Here is a 21334-nt window from a genome sequence, read left to right on the forward strand (position 1 = left end):
CTGGGGCGGGAAATCAGCGGCCTTCTGGCATTTCGCTTGCCGCAAGGCAATTGCTGTGCGGACACACCGAGTGAAATTGACGCGCCGAAAGGCGCTCGCTACAGCTGTCATATCGGTTGACGCCGTTGGGAGTGAATATGACGACCTATGCCAATTCCACCCGCCGCTATGTACTCGGGCTCGGCTGCGAGCGCGGCACCGACTGGAATGACGTGCGCGCGCTCGCGGAAAGGGCCTTCGAGGAGGTTGGGATCGGGAGCGAGCAGCTTCTGGCCGTCGTCTCGATCGATACGCGCATGGATGAGCCGGCGATCCTTGAGACCGCCACGCATTTCCGGCTCCCGGTCCGCTTTTTCAAGGCGGCTGCATTGGAGCGGGAGACACCCAGGCTGAAGAACCCATCCGAACTCGTATTTGCGCATGCCGGCTGCCACGGTGTCGCGGAGGCGGCGGCACTTGCAGCGGCCGGGCCGGATTCCGAGCTTGTGCTCCCGAAGATCAAGTCCAGTTTTGCGACGGCGGCGATCGCCAGGATCGCCTGAGCATCGAAGGCGCCACGCAAATCTCACAAATGGCTCGTAGGAGATCGCGGCGGCATTCCGCCATTGTCGGTTCTCGTGTATTTCCGTAATTCAAGCCTGATCCGTAACGGAGGAAAATCTCCGGAAGATCAAGCTTAATCAGTATATTGGTAAGGAAAAATCATGCATAAGGTCATTTATGATACGGATCCGGGCGTCGATGACGCCATGGCGCTTCTCTTCCTGCATCGTCATCCGGATATCGACCTTCTCGGCGTGACGACGGTCTTCGGCAACGCTTCTGTAGACACGACGACCCGCAACGCGCTGTTCCTCAAGCGCGAGTGGAATATTGCGTGCCCAGTTGCGCGTGGTGCCAGCGTCACGTTCGATCCTTCGCGGAACGAGCGCCCGTGGCCGACGATGGTTCACGGCCATAATGGCCTTGGCGACATCGAGGTGCCCGAGACGATCGACCTGCCGGCCGATCCGCGGCCGGCCCATCAGTTCATCATCGACACCGTTCGCGCCAATCCGGGCGAGGTGACCCTGGTCGCCGTCGGCCGCATGACCAATCTGGCTTTGGCGTTGAAGCACGATCCCGAGATCGCCCCGCTCGTGAAGGCTGTCGTGATCATGGGCGGCAATTTCTATGTGCCGGGCAATGTTTCGCCGGTGGCCGAGGCCAATATTCACGGCGATCCGGAAGCGGCCGATTTTGTCATGACTGCCGCCTGGAAAGTCGTCGTGGTCGGTCTTGACGTGACGGCGGTGACGACCATGAGCCGCAGCTATCTGGCGGATATGGCGAGGGATGGCGGACCTTCGGTGCAGCTGCTCTCGGACTTGTCGCAGTCCTATATCGATTTCTACAAGCATGCCGTCGAAGACGGCATGATGGTGCACGACAGCTGCGCCTGCGTCTATGTCGTTGCGCCCGAGCTGTTCGACACGATCGAAGGCTCAGTCCGCGTCGTTTGCGGGGGCATTGCCGACGGCCAGACGATCGTCAAGCCGAACGGCCGTCACTTCCCGCCGGGCGATTGGGACAATCTGCCGAGCCAGATCGTGTGCACCGGCATTCGCTCGCAGCAGGTCATCGATCTGATCCGCGATGTGATCCTGGACAGGGTTAAGCACTAAGCTCTCTGTGAAGGGGGCGTCGCGCCCCTTCACATCCCGCTGAAAGGTGATTTCCTCGGCTTGTCATGCGCCTATTTGAGTTTCCGGACATATCGAGTCCGGAACGCAATACGATCAATCAGTATGTTTTCCATTTTCCGTCGCCGTTGGAAAAGCTCATAGCGTGCTATCGCTCACGCCGAACGGTCCTGTGGCGTAATGTCGGCAATGGGAACGGTGTCGAACTGAGGCCGTCTTATCCCGTTCTCAACGTTGCAATTTCAGCCATCCGGGCATAGGACACATGGGATGAACGATACCGCTTTTTCCACCCTGCCGGCCTTGGAGCCGGGCTCCGTCTGGCTCGTCGGCGCCGGGCCGGGTGATCCGGGGCTCCTGACCTTGCTGGCGGCCAAAGGGCTGGCGGAGGCTGATATCATCGTGCACGATGCCCTTGTGAATGAGGATTGCCTCAAGCTCGCCCGGCCGGGTGCAGTGCTGGAATATGCCGGCAAGCGCGGCGGCAAGCCGTCGGCCAAGCAGCGGGACATTTCTTTGCGGTTGGTGGAGCTGGCGCGTGCGGGCAAGCGCGTGCTGCGCCTGAAGGGTGGCGATCCCTTCGTTTTCGGACGCGGTGGCGAGGAGGCGTTGATGCTGGTCGAGCACGGTATTTCCTTCCGCATCGTGCCAGGCATTACGGCCGGGATCGGCGGCTTGGCCTATGCCGGTATTCCCGTCACCCATCGCGACGTCAACCATGCCGTTACCTTTCTCACCGGCCACGATTCCTCCGGTGTTGTGCCGGATGCCATCAATTGGGACGCGATCGGCAGGGGTTCGCCTGTCATCGTCATGTATATGGCGATGAAACACATTGCCCAGATCAGCGCCAATCTCATCGCTGCAGGCCGTTCGGCGGATGAAGCGGTCGCATTCGTCTGCAATGCCGCCACACCCTCCCAGCAGGTGCTGGAGACGACCCTCGGGCGCGCGCCTGCAGATGTCGAAGCATCCGGCCTCGAACCGCCGGCCATCGTTGTCGTCGGAGAGGTGGTGAAATTGCGCCCGTCACTCGATTGGCTCGGCGCGCTTTCCGGCCGCAAGCTGCAGCCGGCTGCCGAACGGCCCGGCAAAGGCGGCCACAAGGTGTCGGCATGAGTGGCCTTCTGATCGCGGCACCCTCATCAGGCTCCGGCAAAACCACATTCACGCTTGGTCTGCTCAGAGCACTGCGAAACCGGGGTATCGCCGTCGCATCCGGCAAGGCTGGACCGGATTACATCGATCCCGCCTTTCATGCGGCGGCCGTCGGATCGCCCTGCCTCAATTTCGATCCCTGGGCCATGCGCGCCGAGCTCATTTCCGCCAATTCGGCGCTGCATCGCGCCGGCGGGCGGATGCTCGTCATCGAAGGAATGATGGGACTTTTCGACGGCGCTGCCGATGGCACGGGGACGCCGGCTGATCTTGCCGCCCTGCTCGGCCTTTCCGTCTTGCTTGTCGTCGATGCCTCGCGCATGTCGCAATCCGTTGCCGCCGTGGTCAGCGGTTTTGCCAATTTCCGTGCCGATATCCGCATTGCCGGTGTGGTCCTCAATCGCGTCGCCAGCGAGAGGCACGAGCGGATGCTGCGTCAGGCGCTGGATGCGGTGCGCATGCCCGTTGTCGCCGTTATCCGCAACGACAGCAGCCTGGCGTTGCCGGATCGGCATCTCGGATTAGTGCAGGCGGCGGAACATGAAGCGCTGGAGCATTTCATCGAGGCGGCCGCCGATGTCGTATCGAAGACCTGCGATTTCGAACTGCTCCTGCGGGCGGCGCAGCGGCATGTCGTCCGCTCATCCGTGGCGAATATTGCCCGTTTGATGCCGTTCGGTCAGCGCATTGCCGTGGCGCGGGATATAGCCTTTGCCTTCTGCTACGAGCATATGCTGCTCGGCTGGAAGCGCCGAGGCGCGGAAATTTCCTTCTTTTCACCGCTTGCAGACGAGGCACCCTCGACCGACGCGGATGCCGTCTATCTGCCGGGCGGCTATCCGGAATTGCATGCCGAAAAGCTTGCCGCTGCCCGACAGTTTCAGGATGGTGTGAAAGCTGCTGCTGCCCGTGGGGCGCGGATCTACGGCGAGTGCGGTGGTTACATGATGCTCGGCGAGGGGCTGGTGGATGCGGCAGGTGCTCGCCACGAGATGCTCGGGCTCTTGCCCGTCGTCACCAGCTACGAAAAGCGGCAGCGTCATCTTGGCTATCGACGCGTCGTACCGCTTGCCGGCTCTTTCTTCGACAAGCCGATGACGGCGCATGAGTTTCATTATTCGACCATCGTAACGGAAGGTGAGGCGGATCGCCTGTTTGCGGTCAAGGACCCGCTCGATGCCGATCTGGGCGCTGCCGGCCTGCAACGCGCCAATGTCGCGGGCTCCTACATGCATCTGATCGATCTTGCCGGTGATGCAGCATGACGAGCAGGATCATCCATGGCGGCGGCATCACCGCGGCGGCGCGCCAATATGGCGGGCATCCGGAGGAATGGCTGGATCTGTCGACCGGTATCAATCCCAATCCCATGCCGCTGCCCGAAATTCCCGTCGCGGCGTGGCATCGGCTGCCGGATCAGCACTTGCAGGAGCGGGCACGAGAGGCGGCGAGGGGATATTATCGCAGCGGCGACATTCTACCCTTGCCGGTTCCCGGCACACAGTCGGTCATTCAATTGCTTCCGAGGCTCGTGCCCGGCGGCAGCGTGGCGATTCTCTCCCCGACCTATGGCGAATATGCGCGTGCCTTCACGCTTGCGGGCCTGCAGGTTCGGCAGGTTTCGACGATTGCCGAGCTCAACGCCGATGACAGGTTGGTCGTTGCCGTCAACCCCAACAATCCGGACGGACGGACGCTGTCCGTCGAGCAGCTGCGGGATTTGCATGAAAGGCAGCGCAAGCGGGATGGCGTCCTTTTGGTCGACGAGGCTTTCGGCGATATCGAACCGGCGGCAAGCTTGGCGCCTTTTGCCGCCGAGATGCCGAACCTTATTATCTTCCGTTCCTTCGGAAAGTTTTTTGGTCTGGCAGGCCTGCGCCTTGGTTTCGTGGTTGCCGAGGCCTCGATCATGACCCGTTTCGAGGATTGGCTCGGCCCATGGGCTGTTTCCGGACCTGCGCTGTCGATCGCGGCGTCTCTCATGGAAAGCGATACAAGTGCCATCCGCAATCGCATTCTTGAGCGCAATGCCGCTCTCGAGGCGGTTTTGCGTCGGTCGCATCTCAATGTCGCCGGAGGCACCGCGCTGTTTGCGCTGGTTGCGGACGATCATGCAGAGGGCATATATACGCATCTCTGCCGTCATCGCATTCTGGTCCGCAAGTTCGATTATGCGCCCAATTGGCTGCGCTTCGGGCTTGCTCCGAATGAGGAAGCGGACCAGAGACTCGCCGGGGCACTAGAGTCGGATGATTTTGGGTCGAATCGACCTGAAATCTGAATCCGCCCTGGAATCAAATAGGTAGAGCATGATGCTAAAAACCGTTTACACTTTTCGGCATCATGCTCTTGAGGATTATTCGACATGACCGCCGACGAACACCTGCTCATTCTGGTCCTTGCCTTGCTGCTCGACCGCATCGTCGGCGATCCCCACTGGTTGTGGGAGCGCTTTCCGCACCCGGTCGTGCTATTCGGCAAGGCGATTTCATATTTCGACGGCCGGTTCAATGCAAAGCATCTGTCCGGGGTGCTTCGCCGCCGCAACGGGATCATGTCGATCATCGCGCTGCTCATGGGAGCTGCTATCGCCGGCTGGGCCATTCATGGATTTTTCGCCTTCTTCGGCTGGCTCGGTATATTGGTCGAAGCGATACTCGTGGCGGTTTTCCTGGCGCAAAAAAGCCTCGCCGATCATGTCGGCGAGGTATCGCGGGCACTGCGCACCGACGGTCTGGAGGGTGGACGGCTTGCTGTATCGCGCATCGTCGGCCGCGATCCCGAGACGCTGGACGAGCCCGGGATTTGCCGCGCGGCCATAGAAAGCCTCGCCGAGAACTTTTCCGACGGCGTCGTTGCCCCGGCCCTTTGGTATGGCGTATTCGGCCTGCCGGGCCTGTTCTTCTACAAGATGCTCAATACCGCCGATTCGATGATCGGCCACAAATCCGAGACCTATATAGATTTCGGTCGTGCCGCGGCGCGCCTGGACGATATTGCCAACTGGCCGGCTGCACGGCTCTCCATCCTGCTGATTGCCACCGGTGCCCTGGCCAAGCGGGGAATCTCCGCGCTTGGAAACGCGATCCGCATCGCGGTCCGGGATGGCGGGCTGCACCGTTCGCCCAATTCCGGCAGACCGGAAGCGGCCATGGCGGGCGCGCTCGATATCCAGCTCGCCGGTCCGCGAATTTATGGCGGAGAACTCGTGCGTGAACCGATGATCAACGGCTCCGGCCGCGACACCGCTACCGTCAGCGATATCGAAGCCGGCATTTCCATCTTCTATTCCGCATGCTCGATGCTGACGCTTCTCGCCTTTTTGGGGTTCCTGCTGCTGCTGCTGTGAGCGTCTCTAAATTAATCAATCGCTCACTATATGTATTAATTTGGTATAATTAGCATAGCGATACACTGCCCCATCGTCTGAATTGCTTCGGAAGGAAGTAAACAGTCGGAGGGGACAAGATGAAGCGTGTCGCATTCATGGCAACGGCATGTCTGTTCATGCAGTTTCATGCCGTTTCGGCTCATGCTGGAACTGTTCTTGCGGTGATCGATCTTCGATCGCAAACAATGACCGTTTCCGAGGATGGGGCTTTCAAATATCGCTGGCGCGTATCGACGGCTCGCACGGGGTATGTCACGCCTATCGGCTCCTACACCGCCAAATGGCTGTCCAGGGATCACCGCTCGAAGAAATATGACGATGCGCCGATGCCCTATGCCGTGTTTTTCAACGGCGGCTATGCCGTTCACGGGACTTACGAGGTGAGGCGGCTTGGCCGGCCGGCCTCGCACGGTTGCGTGCGGCTCGATACGCGCAACGCCGCCACTTTCTTCGCGATGACATCGGATGCGGGGCTTCACAATACCCGTATCGTCATCAGCGACTAGACGCTGGCAAACCGGCAGGCCTTTCGCTTCGGTGTGGCCGCAATACTGCCGCATCTTGCGCGCATGCCGCCCTTGATCCCGCAATTGTGACGCGATTGTCACTTTGCTGTTTGCGCAACAGTGCTTCGGCAAATTGCCGGAGTTTCTGGTGGAAACCATTGGCTTTTGATATGGATTTCCCTATGAGGGGGTGAATTATTATTTCAAGAGGTATGGGCAGTGACTGCTACATTTGACAAAGTTGCCGACATCATCGCTGAAACCAGCGAAATCGATCGTGACACGATCACCCCGGATAGCCACACGATCGACGACCTTGGCATCGACAGCCTGGACTTCCTCGATATCGTCTTCGCTATCGACAAGGAGTTCGGCATCAAGATTCCGCTCGAGAAGTGGACGCAGGAAGTCAACGAAGGCAAGGTCTCGACCGAAGAGTATTTCGTGCTGAAGAATCTCTGTGCCAAGATCGATGAATTGCGCGCCGCCAAGGGCTGAGCAACATCCTTGCATTTTTTGACGCCCAGCTGCCCTTGAATATGGCGGCCGGGCGGTTTCATTCTTAAATAGCGTATCCGCCCGGCGCATGCTGCGTTATCGGGTTGGAGCGGAGGCGTTGATGCTGCTGGAATATTTCCAGATGATCGACAGGATTGAATCCGTCGATCTGTCCAAGGGCCTGTTGAAGGCGCATTCCGTCGTTCCGGCGAAAAGCCCGGTTTTCGAAGGCCATTTCCCAGGCATGCCGCTCGTCCCGGGTGTTCTGCTGATCGAAACAATGGCGCAGGCCTCGGGCATGCTCGTGCTTGCCGCGACAAAATTTGCCTATATGCCGTTCCTGATGTCTGTCGACGGTGCCAAGATGCGGACCTTTGTCGAACCGGAAGCGAAGCTTGATATCGAGGCCGAACTTGAGCATGACGGTTCGGGCTTCGCCGTCACCAAGGCGCGCATCACCATCGCCGGTAAGAAGGTCTGCGATGCGCAGTTGAAGCTGCGGACCGTGCCGTTTAATGAGGTGCCGCTCGGCGATATCGTGCGCAAGCGGGCGGGCGAAGTCGGGCTTCTCGACGCTATCGCCGCCAACGGTTGATGCTGCCGGCTTGTTCGGCGCCGCCGCATTCGAAGAGGATTGATGAATGAGCAAGGCTCAGAATGATGTGGTGATCACGGGTATCGGCGTCGTTACCTGCCAGGGCGTCGGCAAGGATGCGCATGTCGCCCTTTTGAAGGCGGACAAGGCGCCGCCGCCCATCGTCGAAACCGAGAAGTTCAAGCCCTATCCCGTGCATCCGCTGCCTGACATCGATTGGTCGCAGCAGATTCCAAAGCGGGGCGATCAGCGCCAGATGGAAAACTGGCAGCGCATCGGCGTCTTTACCGCCGGCCTTGCTCTCGACGATGCCGGCTTCAAGGATGATCTGGAAGCCTGCGGCACCATGGACATGATCGTTGCAGCCGGCGGCGGCGAACGAGACACCAATGTCGACACGCTAATCGTCAACGAAGGTCTGAAGCGCAATGATCGAGAGCTATTGCTGAACGAGAAGCTGACGACCGAATTGCGGCCGACGCTGTTCCTGGCGCAGCTTTCGAACCTGCTGGCCGGCAACATCTCGATCGTCCACAAGGTCACGGGATCGTCGCGTACCTTCATGGGCGAGGAGGCGGCCGGCGTGTCCGCCGTCGAGACCGCTTTCCATCGCATCAAGTCGGGTGAATCGACTCACGCGCTCGTAGGCGGCGCGTTTTCGGCCGAGCGCCTGGACATGATCCTGCTGATCGAGGCGATCAATGCGCATGCGACCGGCGACTGGCATCCGATCTGGTCTCGCAAGCCCGAAGATGGCGGTGGCATGATCATGGGCTCGCTGAGCGCCTTCCTCGTGCTCGAATCGCGTGCCCATGCGGAAGGCCGCGGCGCGCACATTTATGCGACGATCGATTCGGTCGAAGGCGATCGCGGCCGTCGCGATGACGGCAAGTTCGAGAAGCGGCTGGAGCGCATGCTGGCACCCGCCAAGCAGGGTAACGACGGGGCGACGGTCATCTTTTCCGGCACGACGGCGATCCACGATCTCGCGCAGCGCGAAAAGGCAGTGCTCGAAACCCAGCTTCCCGCCGCGGCGATCCGCGCCTATTCCGGCATTTCCGGGCATGGGCTGGAGGGTCAGTTTACGCTTGGACTGGCTTTCGCAGCCCTCGCCGTTGCCAATCAGGCCAAGGTGCCGCCCTTCGATGCCACGCACGAAAAGCCGATGGCGACGGGTGCACGCAAGGCCGTGGTAACGACCGTCGGGCATTCGCGTGGCGAAGGCATCGCCGTACTTTCCGCTGAAGCGTGAGGAGCAGGATATGACCGCTTATAAGGATCATCTCGGACGTCCGATCGTCGCCGTTACCGGCATGGGGATCATTACGTCGCTGGGGCAGGGCCTAGAGGATAACTGGAACGCGCTTTCGTCCGGCACGTCAGGCATCCACAATATCACACGCTTTCCGACTGACGGGCTTTCGACGCGTATCGCCGGGACGGTGGATTTTATCGACATTCCCGTGCCGAACGCCGTCGAGCGCTCTTACGCCTTTGCCCGCGAAACGACCATCGAAGCTCTGGCGCAGGCCGGTATTTCGGGCGATTTCGACGCACCGCTGTTTCTTGCCGCGCCGCCGATCGAGCCGGAATGGAGCGCGCGTTTCGAGCTTGCCGATCGTTCTCCGCCGGCGGATCATCAGGGTGATGCCTATGAGCGCTTCCTCGCCGCCATGCGCCAGCGTCCCGATCCGGCCTTCCATGAAGCAGCGCTTTTCGGCGCCATATCGGAGCGCCTTGCCGATCGCTTCGGCACGCGTGGTTTGCCGGTAACGCTGTCGACGGCCTGTGCATCGGGCGTGACGGCGATTCAGCTCGGCATCGAGGCAATCCGCCAGGGTCGAACCTCGCGGGCGCTTACTGTGGCGACCGATGGTTCGCTGAGCGCCGAAGCGCTGATCCGATTCTCGCTGCTGTCGGCCTTGTCGACCCAGAACGACCCGCCAACCAAGGCCTCCAAGCCCTTCAGCAAGGACCGCGACGGCTTCGTCATTGCCGAAGGAGCGGCGACGCTGGTGCTGGAATCGCTGGAAACAGCGGTTGCGCGCGGCGCGAAGATCCTCGGCATCATGAAGGGCGCCGGCGACAAGGCTGACTCCTTCCATCGCACGCGCTCCTCGCCCGACGGCGGCCCGGCGATCGCGACGATCCGTGCGGCGCTTGCCGATGCCGGCATGGATGAGAGCGATATCGGCTACATCAACGCTCACGGCACCTCGACGCCTGAGAACGACAAGATGGAATATGGCGCCATGTCCGCCGTCTTCGGCGAGCGGCTTCCGACCATTCCCGTCTCGTCGAACAAGTCGATGATTGGCCATACGCTGACGGCGGCGGGCGCGGTCGAGGCGGTGTTCTCGCTGCAGACCATGCTCACCGGCACGCTGCCGCCGACGATCAACTACAACAATCCGGATCCGTCGATCATCCTCGACGTGGTGCCGAACAAGAAACGTGAAAAGCAGGTGAACGCCGTCCTTTCGAACTCCTTCGGGTTCGGCGGTCAGAATGCCAGCCTTGTCATGGCGCTTGAACCGGCTTAATCGGACTTCTGAAAAACAGAATACAACTGCGCCCGAGGGGCGAGGAACTTTGCCATGCGTGCTTTGCAACTGATCGACGACCGCAAACTTGAGATCACCGATCTGCCAGAGCCGGATGCTCCGGGCCCGGGTGAGGTGACTTTGCGCGTCAAGGCCGTCGCGCTCAATCATATCGACGTCTGGGGCTGGCGCGGCATGGCATTCGCCAAGCGCAAGATGCCGCTGGTCATCGGCGCCGAGGCTGCGGGTGTCGTCGAAGCGATCGGACCGGGTGTCGCCAACGTCCTGCCGGGCCAGCTCGTGTCCATCTACGGCGCGCAGACCTGCGGCCTTTGCCGCCATTGCCGTGAAGGCCGCGACAATCTCTGCGAACATGTCAGCGGCGTGCATGGCTTCCATCTCGACGGGTTCGCCCAGGAGAAGGTCAATCTCCCAGCTCGCCTGCTTGTGCCGGCGCCTCCCGGCGTCGATGCGATCGGTGCAGCCCTTGCTCCCGTAACCTTCGGCACCGTCGAGCACATGCTCTTCGACAATGCCAAGCTCGAACCGGGTGAGACGATCCTCGTTCATGCGGGCGGCTCGGGCATCGGCACCGCCGCTATCCAGCTTGCCAAGAAGATCGGCTGCACCGTCATCACCACGGTCGGTTCCGACGACAAGATCGAGAAGGCCAAGGCGCTGGGCGCCGATCACGTCATCAATTACCGCACCGACCGTTTCGAGGGTGTCGTGCGCAAGCTGACGAAAAAGAAGGGTGTCGACGTGGTCTTCGAACATGTCGGCAAGGATACCTGGGCCGGCTCCATGCTCTGCATGAAGCGCGGCGGCCGCCTCGTCACCTGCGGTTCGACCTCGGGCGTTTCCACCGAGATCAATCTGATGATGCTGTTCCAGCAGCAGCTGAAGCTGCTCGGCTCCTTCGGTTGCCGCATGGAGAACATGGCCAACGCCATGCAGAAGATGGCGCGTGGGCTGGTCCATCCTGTGATCGATACCGAAGTGAGCTTCAGTGACATCGACCGGGCACTGGAGCGGATGGAATCGCGCCAGATCTTCGGCAAGATCATCCTGAAGATGGATTGAGCCGCGTGAAGCTCTTCATCACCCGGATCGTGCTTGCGCTCAGAAAGTTCCAGCAATGGCTGGTGGCGCAGGTCATTTTCGGATTCCTCAATTTCCTGAAGCTGTTTCCGGCGGATGCGGGCATCAATTTTGCCGATCGGCTGACCCGCAAGATCGGCCCGCGCATGCGCCGGCATCAGCTGATGCTGACCAACCTGCGCAATGCCTTTCCGGAAAAGAGCGAGGCGGAAATCGAGGAGATCGCACGCGCGAGCTGGGGCAATATGGGCCGGCTGGCGGCCGAATATGTCTTTCTCGACCGGCTTTTCGACTTCGATCCCCATAGCGACAAGCCGGGCCGGATCGAGGTTTCGGGAATTCCGATCTTCCTCGATCTCAGGGACAATCCACGCCCGTTCATCGTCTTTACCGGACATACCGGCAATTTCGAGCTGCTGCCGGTCGCCGGCGCTGCCTTCGGCTTGACGGTGACCGTATTGTTCCGCCCGCCGAACAATCCCTATGTCGCGCAGAAGGTCTTCGACTTCCGCGCCAAGCGCATGGGCAATCTTGTGCCGTCTCACGCCGGATCATCTTTCAGTCTTGCGAGAGAACTGGAGGCCGGGCGCGGTGTCGGCGTGTTGGTCGATCAGAAGTTCCGCAAGGGCCTGAAAACCCGGTTCTTTGGCCGGGACGTGAAGACGAATCCGCTTCTGCCGAAACTCGTGCGCCAGTTCAATTGCGAGGTCTATCCGGCCCGCTGCATCCGCTTGCCTGGCAATCGCTACCGGCTGGAAATCGAGCCGAAGCTGGAGATGCCGCGCAACGAGGCGGGCAACCTCGACCTGACGGCCACGGCGCAGCTACTGAACGACAAGGTCGAGAGCTGGGTGAGGGAGAATCCCGAACAATGGCTCTGGTATCACGATCGCTGGAATATCAAGAAAACCGTTTTCTAGAGCATGATGCCTAAAAGTGCAGGCGGTTTTCGGACGACATCACGCTCTACTTCTTTGATTCTAGAGCGGATTCAGATTTTAGGTCGAACAGACCTAAAATCATCCGGCTCTAGGCCCGTGCTCGGCGCACACCACGGATTCATACACGCATTTGCATCCAATCTTTCATGCAGCCATTGCTCCCGGTAAGCCTTCCTTTTCAGAAAGTTCTCCTTTCCCGAGAACTTCCGTTCATGCGGATTGAAAGTGCGGGTAAGTCATGTTAATTCACAATGTAGAAAGTTTGGTGAGAATGCGGACACCAAACTGAATATCCTTGGGCATGGCAACGCCGGGAAACGAGGCCCCTGCGTCCTGTTGTGTTCAGGGACAGGAGGGCAATTTTGCTGGCACTCTTTCATGCCTTCTCCACGAAATGTAATCAGATTCAGCGTGCGATAAAACTTGGCGACGATGAGCTTGTAGCGTCACTTGATCGTGAGTTGGAGCCACTTATCGCGGCGATTTTGGCGTACAAGGCCACGAGTCTACTCGAAATCTACATGCAGCTCCAATTCATGAACAATCTCATCCGGGAAGAATCGGATGATCGTTCGCGAGTGATGCACAATTCCGCTTCGCTTTCGGTGCTGATCGACCGTTATTTCGGCGGGGCAAACGAATCTGCGGGCGAGATCCTGCGCGCGTTTTCAAGCGAAAAAACCGATCGTGACGAAGCATTCGGCTTCGAGGAAAGCAGCGTTCTGAATGATGTCATTCTGGACAGCCTGCCTAATCGCGTTGCGGTGATTACGCGGGATTACCGCTATCTCTACAGCAATGCGGCGAATTCGGAATTCCTGAAATCGAAGCCGATGGATCTTGTGGGGCGCCATATTTCTGAATTCGTCGGGTCTGACTATTTCGAAAGCAACGTGAAGGCGAAGCTCGATACCTGCTTTGCGGGCGAACAGGTGGAATGCCTTTACCCCGCGGATCGTCAGGTCGAGCTAGGTAAGGTGCTCCATTGCACTATCACGCCGCTCCGCGCCAAGTCGGAGGTGATCGGCGCATTGGTCGTCATGCATGAGATCATTGCCGTTCCCACCGGCATGCTGGTGGCCTGAACTCGCGCTCAGGCCCCAAACAGCAGTTTTCCGACCGCATCCGCCATCAGGCGAGGATTTATTTCTCCTGATTTTCTGTCGCTCTGGTCCGGCTCGGCCGCGGCGGATCGCAACCCGCCGTCCGGCGGAGCGTCATCGCTCCCGCACTCGAAGCATTGACAACGAAACCTGATCACTTTCGGCGTCTTCATGCCGTCAACCCATTCCAGCTTGCAAAGGGATCGGGCAGGTCCCGCCAACGTTCCGGCGTGAATCGATTCGCCTTAACGAGGCAAGCGTCCAGTTCGGCCGTGATCTGCTTCTCGTTCATCGGATCGGCGCCGATGAATACCAGCTCCTGGCGGCGATCACCCCAAATCGAATCGAGATAAGGCGCAAGTGCCCGTTTGAAGGAGGGATCGCGCGGCCATTGATCCTGCGGCACGGCAGCCCACCAGAGGCCCATCTTGCTCGTGCGGACCAGCGCACCGGCCTGGCTCATCTCGCCGACATAGTAGGGCCGGGTCGCAAGCCAGAAGAAGCCCTTGGCCCGGACGACGCCCGGCCAGGAACGATTGAGAAAGGCCTGGAATTTAGCGGGATCGAACGGTTTCTTCGCGCGATAGACGAAGGAGCGGATTCCGTATTCCTCCGTTTCCGGAACGTGATCCTTGAAGCCGTGCAGCTCCTTGTACCAGAGCGGATGCGTTTCGGCGCGATCGATGTCGAAGCGGCCCGTGCCGAGAACCTCGGCCGGCTCGACCGTGCCGAAATCAGTTTCGATCAGCCGGGCATCGGGATTGAGCCCGACGATGATCTTGCGGGCCGCATCGCGCTGCTCGGCGGTTGCGGAGCCGACCTTATTCAAGATGACGACGTCGGCAAATTCGATCTGCTCTACCAGCAGATCGACGATGGTCCTGTTGTCGCCGTCGCCGGCGGTTTCGCCGCGATCGGCGAGGAAATCCGTCGAGCCGTAATCGGCCAGAAGATTGGCGGCATCGACGACCGTGACCATGGTGTCGAGCCGCGAGACGTCGGAAAGGCTGCTGCCGTCCTCGTCGCGGAATTCGAAGGTGGTGGCGACAGGCAGGGGCTCGGCGATGCCTGTTGATTCGATCAGCAGATAATCGAAACGGTCCTGTTCCGCGAGCTGACGGACCTCCTTCAGCAGGTCGTCACGCAATGTGCAACAGATGCAGCCGTTTGTCATCTCGACAAGTTGTTCCTCCGCGCGCGAGAGATTGGCGCCGCCGTCGCGCACCAGCGCCGCATCGATATTCACCTCGCTCATGTCATTGACGATCACGGCGACGCGCAGGCCCTCACGATTGTTGAGGATATGGTTCAGCAGCGTCGTCTTGCCGGCGCCGAGGAAACCGGAAAGGACGGTGACCGGGAGCTTCTTGTTCATGACAACCTCTATTGTAATGTAATATCATTACATTTGTTTGCGTGAAAAAAGCGAACAACCGGCTCGCTTCCTTCGGCGATAGCGAGCCTTGCTTAGGAGAGGCAGGCTTTCAGGGAGCTTGCGATATCGCGCATCAGGTCGAAATAGAGATCCGGCCCTTGCGGCAGCGTTGCGGCTTCGGGATCAAGGGTGCCCGATTTCGCCGACGTGCCTTCGAGCACCACATTGACCAGCTTCGGCTCGAATTGCGGTTCGGCGAAAACGCAGGTCGCGCCGAGATCGGCGACCTTGCTGTGGATTTCCGCGACGCGCTGTGCGCCGGGAATGGTTTCCGGGCTGACCGTGATGGAGCCGGAAACGCGGACGCCGTAGCGATGCTCGAAATACTGATAGGCATCGTGGAAGACGATGAAGGGCTTTTCTTTTACCGGGGCGAGCGTGGAGGCAATTTCCGCATCCAGCGCGTCGAGCTTGTCGTTCAAGGCCTTCTGGTTTGCTTCATAGGTCAGCGCATTGGCGGGATCGACAGCGACCAGCGACGTGGTGATCTCGGCGACCATCGCCTTGGCGTTGTGGGGATCGAGCCAGAGATGGGTGTCGAACTCACCGTGATCGTGGTCGCCATGATCATGCGCATGGTTTTCCCCGGCGTCGTGTTCGTCGCCGTCGTCATGCGGCTCGAAGGCGCCGCCCTCGCGGAACTTGAGCTTGGTGATGCCAGGGGCATCGTCGAGCTCGACGACGGTGGCATTGGCGCCGAGGGAAGCAAGCGGCTTTTCCAGGAAGGCTTCCATGCCCGGTCCGACCCAAAACACCACTTGCGCCTGCTGGAGACTGCGGGCATTCGAAGGTTTCAGCGCATAGGTATGCGGCGAGGCGGCACCGTCAACGATCAAATCCGGCGTGCCGACCCCTTGCATGATCGCGGCGACAAGCGAATGGATCGGCTTGATGGAGACGACGACCTTGGGGGCATCGGCTGCCGTTGCGGCAGTGCCGACAAGCAAGCCGGACAAGAGGAGGGCGGCGGCGAGGGGGAGGAAAGCTTTTGCTGCGTTCATGCGATAAATGCCCTTGAATGGGTCTGTTATGTTATTACATCAATTGCGTTATGCTATAACGTGTGCGATAGCAAAGCGCAATAGTGCAATTGGAAATTTCATGCTTTCGTCCATAGACAGCAAGAGCCGGCCGCTCGTGTCGCTCCATGATGTCGGCGTCCGCCGTGGCGGCCGCTGGCTGGTGCGCGGCGTCGATTTTTCGGTGAACCGCGGCGAGATCGTCACCCTGATCGGTCCGAACGGCTCCGGTAAATCCACCAGTGCCAAGACGGCGATCGGCGTTCTGAAGCCGGACGAGGGGCATGTCGACCGCATCGCCAATCTGAAGGTCGGCTATGTCCCGCAGAAACTTGCCATCGACTGGACCTTGCCGCTCAGCGTGCAGCGATTGATGACGCTGACGGGGCCTCTGCCGGAGCGCGAATTGATCGCGGCACTGGAAGCGGTCGGCATCGCTCATCTCGCTAAGGCCGAGGTGCAGCATCTCTCCGGCGGCGAGTTCCAGCGGGCGCTGCTTGCGCGCGCCATTGCCCGCAAGCCCGATCTGCTTGTTCTGGACGAGCCGGTGCAGGGCGTGGATTTCAGCGGCGAGATCGCGCTTTACGACTTGATCAAGTCGATCCGCAATTCGCAAGGCTGCGGTATCCTTTTGATTTCGCACGATCTGCATGTCGTCATGGCGGCGACGGATACGGTGGTTTGCCTGAACGGCCATGTCTGCTGCCGCGGCACGCCGCAGAGCGTCAGCCAGAGCCCCGAATATGTGAAGCTGTTCGGCACGCGCGCGGCGCAATCCCTGGCGATCTACAGCCATCATCACGATCATACGCATCTGCCCGACGGCCGCGTCCGGCATGCCGACGGCTCGATAACAGACCATTGTCATGCCGAGGACGGCCACCACCATCATGAGCATGACGATCATCACCACGATGATCATGATCATCATCTGGGGCATGACCATACCGAGGGAGAGCGCCATGTTTGACGATTTCTTCCTGCGCGCCGTCGTCGCCGGCGTCGGGCTGGCGCTGACGACCGGGCCGCTCGGCTGTTTCATCATCTGGCGGCGCATGGCCTATTTCGGTGATACGATCTCGCATTCGGCGCTGCTGGGCGTGGCGCTGTCGCTGCTTTTTCAGCTGAACCTCACGCTCTCCGTCTTTGCGGTCGCGGCACTCGTCTCGATCCTGCTCCTGCTGCTGCAGCGGCGACAGGCGCTGTCGGCGGATGCGCTGCTCGGCATTCTCTCGCATGCGACGCTGGCGATCGGCCTGGTTATCGTCGCCTTCATGAGCTGGGTGAGGATCGATCTCATCGCTTTCCTCTTCGGCGATATTCTGGCCGTCAGCCAGTCCGATATTCTCGTGATCTGGGCAGGCGGCATCTTCGTGCTGGCCGCGATTGTCTGGCTGTGGCGGCCGTTGCTGGCATCGACCGTCAATCCGGAGCTTGCCGAGGCCGAAGGGCTGCGGCCGGAGCGTGCCCGGCTGCTTTTCATGCTGCTGATGGCCGTAGTGATCGCGATCGCCATGAAGATCGTCGGCATACTTCTTATTACAGCGTTGCTGATCATTCCTGCCGCCACCGCGCGCCGCTTTGCCGCGACGCCGGAGACGATGGCGATTTTCGCCTCGCTGCTCGGCGCCATCGCCGTTGTCGGCGGGCTGTTCGGATCGCTGCGCTATGACACGCCGTCCGGGCCGTCCATCGTCGTTGCGGCGCTCGTCCTGTTTATCATCAGTCTGCTGCCCCTCGTTCGCAGGGCCGGCACGCCAGCGGCGCAACAGAGAGGACAGTCATCATGACGACTCCGATGCTCACCAAGAACCAGACGCTTGTTTTTGATGTCCTGACCAAGGCGGAAGCGCCGCTGAGCGCCTATACTATTCTCGACAAGCTGCGCGACCAGGGTTTTCGCGCGCCACTGCAGGTCTATCGCGCGCTGGACAAGCTGCTCGAATATGGCGTGGTGCACCGGCTCGAGAGCATCAACTCCTTCGTCGCCTGCGCCCATCCGAACGAGGATTGCCACAGCCACGGCCTCGTCGCCTTCGCCATCTGCGAAAGCTGCGGCCAGGTGATCGAATTCCACGATCACGAGGTGGACCATCGGCTGATGGATTGGCTGAAATCGCAGAAGTTCAAGGCGGAAAAGTCGACCATCGAAATCCGTGGTCATTGCGCCAACTGCGCAGCGTAATGCTCGGCAGAGGTTTGGTCCACTGGTCCTAGGTAGTTATAAGTATTTTCTAATCTAGTCTCTTAAGATCGCGCGCGAAGCGCTGCCAGTTGGCGACATAGTTGCTGGCCGAGCGGCGCAGGCCTTCGATCGCGGCTTCGTCCAGCGTGCGGATTGCTTTTGCCGGCGCGCCGACGATCAGCGTGCCGTCGGGAAATTCCTTGCCTTCCGTAACAAGCGCATTGGCGCCGACGAAGCAATTGTTGCCGATCTTCGCGCCGTTCAGCACGGTGGCGCCCATGCCGATCAGCGAATTGTTGCCGATCGTGCAGCCATGGATGATGGCGTGATGCCCGATGGTGCAGCCTTCGCCGATCGTGACAGGGAAGGCCGGGTCGGTATGAACCATCGTGCCTTCCTGAATGTTCGTGCCCTTGCCGATGATGATCGGTTCGTTGTCGCCGCGCAGCACCGCGCCGAACCAGATGCCGACATCCTCGCCGATCTCGACCTTGCCGATCACGCTGGCATCCGGCGCGATCCAGTATCGGCCGGGACCGGGCGTTTTCGGTGTCTGGCCGGCAAGGGCGTAGAGCGGCATGGTCGATCCTCCTCGATCAGACGACGTTCAATACCAGGTTTGCGACGCCATCGACGGCGCAGCTGATCCGGTCGCCGCGCGCGACGGGACCGACGCCGGCGGGCGTGCCCGTCATGATGATATCGCCGGGTGCGAGCGTGAAGAGCTTGGAGAGTTCGGCAATGATCTCCGGCACTTTCCAGATCATCTGCTGGAGGTCACCTCTCTGGGCGGCCTCGCCATTGCGCATCAGCCAGATACCGCCCTTGTCTGGATGGCCGACACGGGTGGCCGGCACGAGCGCTGAGACGGGCGCGGAATGATCGAAGGCCTTGCCGATTTCCCAGGGACGGCCGAGCTTCTTGGCTTCGCCCTGCAGGTCGCGGCGGGTGAAATCGATGCCGACGCCGTAGCCGTAAACGCAATCCAACGCCTGTTCGACCGGAATGTTTGCTCCGCCGCCACGCAGCGCCACCACAAGCTCCACCTCATGATGCACGTCCGACGACAGCGCGGGATAAGGGAAATCGCGCGAGGTAAGCAGATTGTCCGGATTCTTCTGGAAGAAGAAAGGCGGCTCGCGGCTCGGGTCGTGCCCCATCTCGATGGCGTGGTCGGCATAGTTGCGGCCGACGCAATAGACGCGGCGCACGGGGAAAAGCTCGGTCTCGCCCTCGATCGGCAGAAGAACGGGGGCGGGTAGCGGAATGACTGTCGTCAGTGGGGCTTTCATATGGACTTTCGAAACTTTCATCTTTTCGGAGGGCTGCTGCCATCCGACTCCATCAGGCAAACTAGCATCATTGTTACAGCCACGAAAACTGGCCTTTTTGAGGGATTTGGTGTAGAGCGCGGATTCAGAAAGGTTTCCCATGTATAGCGACGCACTGAAAAACGGCCGCAAAATTTTCGCGGTTGCCCCTATGATCGACTGGACGGATCGCCATTGCAGGTACTTGCACCGGCAGATCAGCCGGCATGCGCTGCTTTATACCGAGATGGTGGTGGCCGATGCGATCATTCATGGGCCGCGCGATCGTCTGCTGGGGCATGATGGCATCGAGCATCCCGTCGCCCTGCAGCTCGGCGGTTCCGACCCGGCCAAGCTTGCCGAGGCGCTGCGGATCGCGCAAGCCTATGATTATGACGAGATCAACCTGAACGTGGGCTGCCCGTCCGATCGCGTGCAGTCCGGCACCTTTGGTGCCTGCCTGATGCTGACGCCGGAGACGGTGGCATCCTGCGTTGCTGCGATGAAGGCTGTTTCGAAGGCGCCCGTCACCGTGAAATGCCGTATCGGCGTCGACGAGCAGGAGCCCGAAGAAGCTCTGCCGGAGCTGATAACGCGCGTGCTCGACGCCGGCGCGGACGCGATCTGGATCCATGCGCGCAAGGCCTGGCTAAAAGGTCTCTCGCCGAAGGAGAACCGCGAGGTCCCGCCGTTGGATTACGACATCGTCTATCGCATGAAGCAGCGTTGGCCCGAGGTCTTCATCGGCATCAACGGCGGCATTCAGACCCTGGATCAGGCCGAGGCGCATCTCGCTCATGTCGACGGCGTCATGCTTGGCCGTGCCGCCTATCAGAATGCCGCTATACTCGCCGATGTCGACCATCGCTTCCATGGCGAACCGGCAGCAGAGGCCGACTGGAACGGGCTGCGCGACCGGATGATGGCCTATGTGGAGCGCCATATCGCAAGTGGCGGCCGCCTGCAGCATGTCGCGCGCCACATGGTCGGTCTCTTCACCGGCCTGCCGGGCTCGCGCCGCTATCGCCAGATCCTCTCCACCGACGCCAACAAGCCGGGTGCGGGACCAAAGGTGATCGCCGCCGCTTTTGCCGCAGTGGATTTTGCAGGCGATGGCGAACGCGTCAGCGCTTGAGTTGGCGGTTCCAACCCGCCCTCGCGGTTCGAAGCGACCCTTCGGGCTCCTCGCCGTGAGGACTAATCGACTGCGATAGCCGGGCGATTGATCTTGAATAGCGCCGGGAGGCTTCTCCAATCTCATGCCGAGGTGCGAAAGCCCTGAGCTTGTCGAAGGCTGCAGCCTCGAAGCACGAGGGGTAGCCCTGAACTCGCGACCGCAAAGGCCGAACGAAAAACGGCGCGGTTTGCACCGCGCCGTTCGAAACCTTGATCTGGCAGTCACCAAAGGCTTAGTCAGCCTGGATGTTGACAGCCTTCGGGCCTTTGCCCATACGATCCGGCTCGGTGTCGAAGGTGACCTGCTGGCCTTCGCGCAGCGACTGGATGCCGGAAGCCTGGAGAGCGGAGATATGGACGAAAACGTCCTTTGCGCCGCCGTCAGGAGTGATGAAACCAAAACCCTTGTCTTGGTTGAAGAATTTTACAGTGCCCTTGGTGGCCATGGGGGATAGTCCTTTACCCATCAGTCTTAGTTTATCCGGGCAAACCCGGACGGCTTTGCCTCCGCGCCATGCGAAAGCTAGTCGAGAAGTCACGTACGGGGAAAGAACGTCTGCGCGGGTCCAAAAACCCAACCGCTGCCTGCCGCAAGCGGATCACCAAATCAGTCCAGTCACCGGCATGAAAATGCCCGAGCATGTATATGGGTGACAGGGTTTTTGGAAAAAGGCAAGGGGTAATATTAGGC

General features: G+C 60.3%; 23 protein-coding genes. 18 read left to right on the forward strand and 5 right to left on the reverse strand.

Annotated elements, in window-relative coordinates:
* The first annotated feature begins 137 nt into the window (after positions 1 to 137).
* The 14 genes from HGP12_RS00880 (at position 138) to HGP12_RS00945 (ending at position 13500) form a co-directional block, all read left to right on the forward strand.
* Positions 138 to 542 (forward strand): cobalamin biosynthesis protein, encoded by a 405-nt coding sequence (locus HGP12_RS00880; protein ID WP_168838679.1) that lies wholly within the window; start codon positions 138 to 140, stop codon positions 540 to 542.
* A 162-nt stretch (positions 543 to 704) separates the two neighbouring features.
* Positions 705 to 1664: a nucleoside hydrolase gene (locus HGP12_RS00885; protein WP_168838680.1), complete on the forward strand. Its 960-nt coding sequence runs from the start codon at positions 705 to 707 to the stop codon at positions 1662 to 1664.
* A 288-nt stretch (positions 1665 to 1952) separates the two neighbouring features.
* On the forward strand, positions 1953 to 2801 hold the full coding sequence (cobA, locus tag HGP12_RS00890) for a uroporphyrinogen-III C-methyltransferase (protein ID WP_168838681.1): 849 nt from the start codon (positions 1953 to 1955) through the stop codon (positions 2799 to 2801).
* Positions 2798 to 4105, forward strand: a complete 1308-nt coding sequence (locus tag HGP12_RS00895; protein WP_168878666.1) for a cobyrinate a,c-diamide synthase — start codon at positions 2798 to 2800, stop codon at positions 4103 to 4105. Before cobA ends, HGP12_RS00895 begins: the two co-directional genes overlap by 4 nt.
* Positions 4102 to 5121 carry a threonine-phosphate decarboxylase CobD gene (gene cobD, locus HGP12_RS00900; protein ID WP_168838683.1) on the forward strand — a complete coding sequence of 340 codons (1020 nt, stop codon included), beginning with the start codon at positions 4102 to 4104 and terminating at the stop codon, positions 5119 to 5121. The genes HGP12_RS00895 and cobD overlap by 4 nt, the downstream gene beginning before the upstream one ends.
* A gap of 84 nt (positions 5122 to 5205) precedes the next feature.
* Positions 5206 to 6189, forward strand: coding sequence for an adenosylcobinamide-phosphate synthase CbiB (gene cbiB / locus HGP12_RS00905; protein WP_168838684.1), 984 nt, complete (start codon positions 5206 to 5208; stop codon positions 6187 to 6189).
* 119 nt (positions 6190 to 6308) lie between these two features.
* Positions 6309 to 6737, forward strand: coding sequence for a L,D-transpeptidase (locus tag HGP12_RS00910; protein WP_168838685.1), 429 nt, complete (start codon positions 6309 to 6311; stop codon positions 6735 to 6737).
* A 219-nt stretch (positions 6738 to 6956) separates the two neighbouring features.
* On the forward strand, positions 6957 to 7235 hold the full coding sequence (locus HGP12_RS00915; RefSeq protein ID WP_041677496.1) for an acyl carrier protein: 279 nt from the start codon (positions 6957 to 6959) through the stop codon (positions 7233 to 7235).
* Positions 7236 to 7356: 121 nt separating this feature from the next.
* Positions 7357 to 7830: a 3-hydroxyacyl-ACP dehydratase FabZ family protein gene (locus HGP12_RS00920; RefSeq protein WP_168838686.1), complete on the forward strand. Its 474-nt coding sequence runs from the start codon at positions 7357 to 7359 to the stop codon at positions 7828 to 7830.
* A gap of 46 nt (positions 7831 to 7876) precedes the next feature.
* Complete coding sequence (locus HGP12_RS00925; RefSeq protein ID WP_168838687.1) at positions 7877 to 9082, forward strand: beta-ketoacyl-ACP synthase; 1206 nt, start codon at positions 7877 to 7879, stop codon at positions 9080 to 9082.
* A 10-nt stretch (positions 9083 to 9092) separates the two neighbouring features.
* Positions 9093 to 10373 (forward strand): beta-ketoacyl-ACP synthase, encoded by a 1281-nt coding sequence (locus HGP12_RS00930; protein WP_168838688.1) that lies wholly within the window; start codon positions 9093 to 9095, stop codon positions 10371 to 10373.
* A gap of 54 nt (positions 10374 to 10427) precedes the next feature.
* Positions 10428 to 11456 carry a zinc-binding dehydrogenase gene (locus HGP12_RS00935; protein ID WP_168838689.1) on the forward strand — a complete coding sequence of 343 codons (1029 nt, stop codon included), beginning with the start codon at positions 10428 to 10430 and terminating at the stop codon, positions 11454 to 11456.
* A 5-nt stretch (positions 11457 to 11461) separates the two neighbouring features.
* Positions 11462 to 12394, forward strand: a complete 933-nt coding sequence (locus HGP12_RS00940) for a lipid A biosynthesis lauroyl acyltransferase (protein WP_168838690.1) — start codon at positions 11462 to 11464, stop codon at positions 12392 to 12394.
* A 383-nt stretch (positions 12395 to 12777) separates the two neighbouring features.
* Complete coding sequence (locus HGP12_RS00945; protein WP_168838691.1) at positions 12778 to 13500, forward strand: PAS domain-containing protein; 723 nt, start codon at positions 12778 to 12780, stop codon at positions 13498 to 13500.
* A 187-nt stretch (positions 13501 to 13687) separates the two neighbouring features.
* On the opposite strand, the gene zigA is transcribed toward HGP12_RS00945, so the two are convergent.
* On the reverse strand, positions 13688 to 14893 hold the full coding sequence (zigA, locus tag HGP12_RS00950) for a zinc metallochaperone GTPase ZigA (RefSeq protein WP_168838692.1): 1206 nt from the start codon (positions 14891 to 14893) through the stop codon (positions 13688 to 13690).
* A gap of 92 nt (positions 14894 to 14985) precedes the next feature.
* Entirely contained in the window at positions 14986 to 15954 is a 969-nt protein-coding gene (gene znuA / locus HGP12_RS00955) for a zinc ABC transporter substrate-binding protein ZnuA (protein WP_168838693.1), read from the reverse strand.
* Between the two features lie 100 nt (positions 15955 to 16054).
* On the opposite strand from znuA, the gene HGP12_RS00960 reads away from it, so the two are divergent.
* The 3 genes from HGP12_RS00960 to HGP12_RS00970 are packed head-to-tail and all read left to right on the forward strand — an operon-like array spanning position 16055 to position 18157.
* A complete protein-coding gene (locus HGP12_RS00960) occupies positions 16055 to 16942 on the forward strand; it encodes a metal ABC transporter ATP-binding protein (protein ID WP_168838694.1) in 888 nt (295 codons plus the stop codon).
* A complete protein-coding gene (gene znuB / locus HGP12_RS00965; RefSeq protein WP_168839155.1) occupies positions 16935 to 17762 on the forward strand; it encodes a zinc ABC transporter permease subunit ZnuB in 828 nt (275 codons plus the stop codon). Before HGP12_RS00960 ends, znuB begins: the two co-directional genes overlap by 8 nt.
* Complete coding sequence (locus HGP12_RS00970) at positions 17759 to 18157, forward strand: Fur family transcriptional regulator (RefSeq protein WP_149636391.1); 399 nt, start codon at positions 17759 to 17761, stop codon at positions 18155 to 18157. The genes znuB and HGP12_RS00970 overlap by 4 nt, the downstream gene beginning before the upstream one ends.
* A 49-nt stretch (positions 18158 to 18206) precedes the next feature.
* Here HGP12_RS00970 and HGP12_RS00975 read toward each other — a convergent pair whose 3' ends face one another.
* Both HGP12_RS00975 and HGP12_RS00980 read right to left on the reverse strand, forming a co-directional pair.
* A complete protein-coding gene (locus HGP12_RS00975; protein WP_168838695.1) occupies positions 18207 to 18737 on the reverse strand; it encodes a gamma carbonic anhydrase family protein in 531 nt (176 codons plus the stop codon).
* A gap of 16 nt (positions 18738 to 18753) precedes the next feature.
* Complete coding sequence (locus HGP12_RS00980) at positions 18754 to 19449, reverse strand: fumarylacetoacetate hydrolase family protein (protein WP_168838696.1); 696 nt, start codon at positions 19447 to 19449, stop codon at positions 18754 to 18756.
* A gap of 154 nt (positions 19450 to 19603) precedes the next feature.
* Between HGP12_RS00980 and dusA the strand changes: the two genes are divergently transcribed.
* On the forward strand, positions 19604 to 20602 hold the full coding sequence (gene dusA, locus HGP12_RS00985) for a tRNA dihydrouridine(20/20a) synthase DusA (protein ID WP_409526813.1): 999 nt from the start codon (positions 19604 to 19606) through the stop codon (positions 20600 to 20602).
* 274 nt (positions 20603 to 20876) lie between these two features.
* Here dusA and HGP12_RS00990 read toward each other — a convergent pair whose 3' ends face one another.
* A complete protein-coding gene (locus HGP12_RS00990) occupies positions 20877 to 21089 on the reverse strand; it encodes a cold-shock protein (RefSeq protein ID WP_168838698.1) in 213 nt (70 codons plus the stop codon).
* Positions 21090 to 21334 lie beyond the last annotated feature (245 nt).

Origin of the sequence: Rhizobium sp. P28RR-XV, assembly GCF_012641385.1 — a bacterium.
Lineage (GTDB): Bacteria > Pseudomonadota > Alphaproteobacteria > Rhizobiales > Rhizobiaceae > Rhizobium.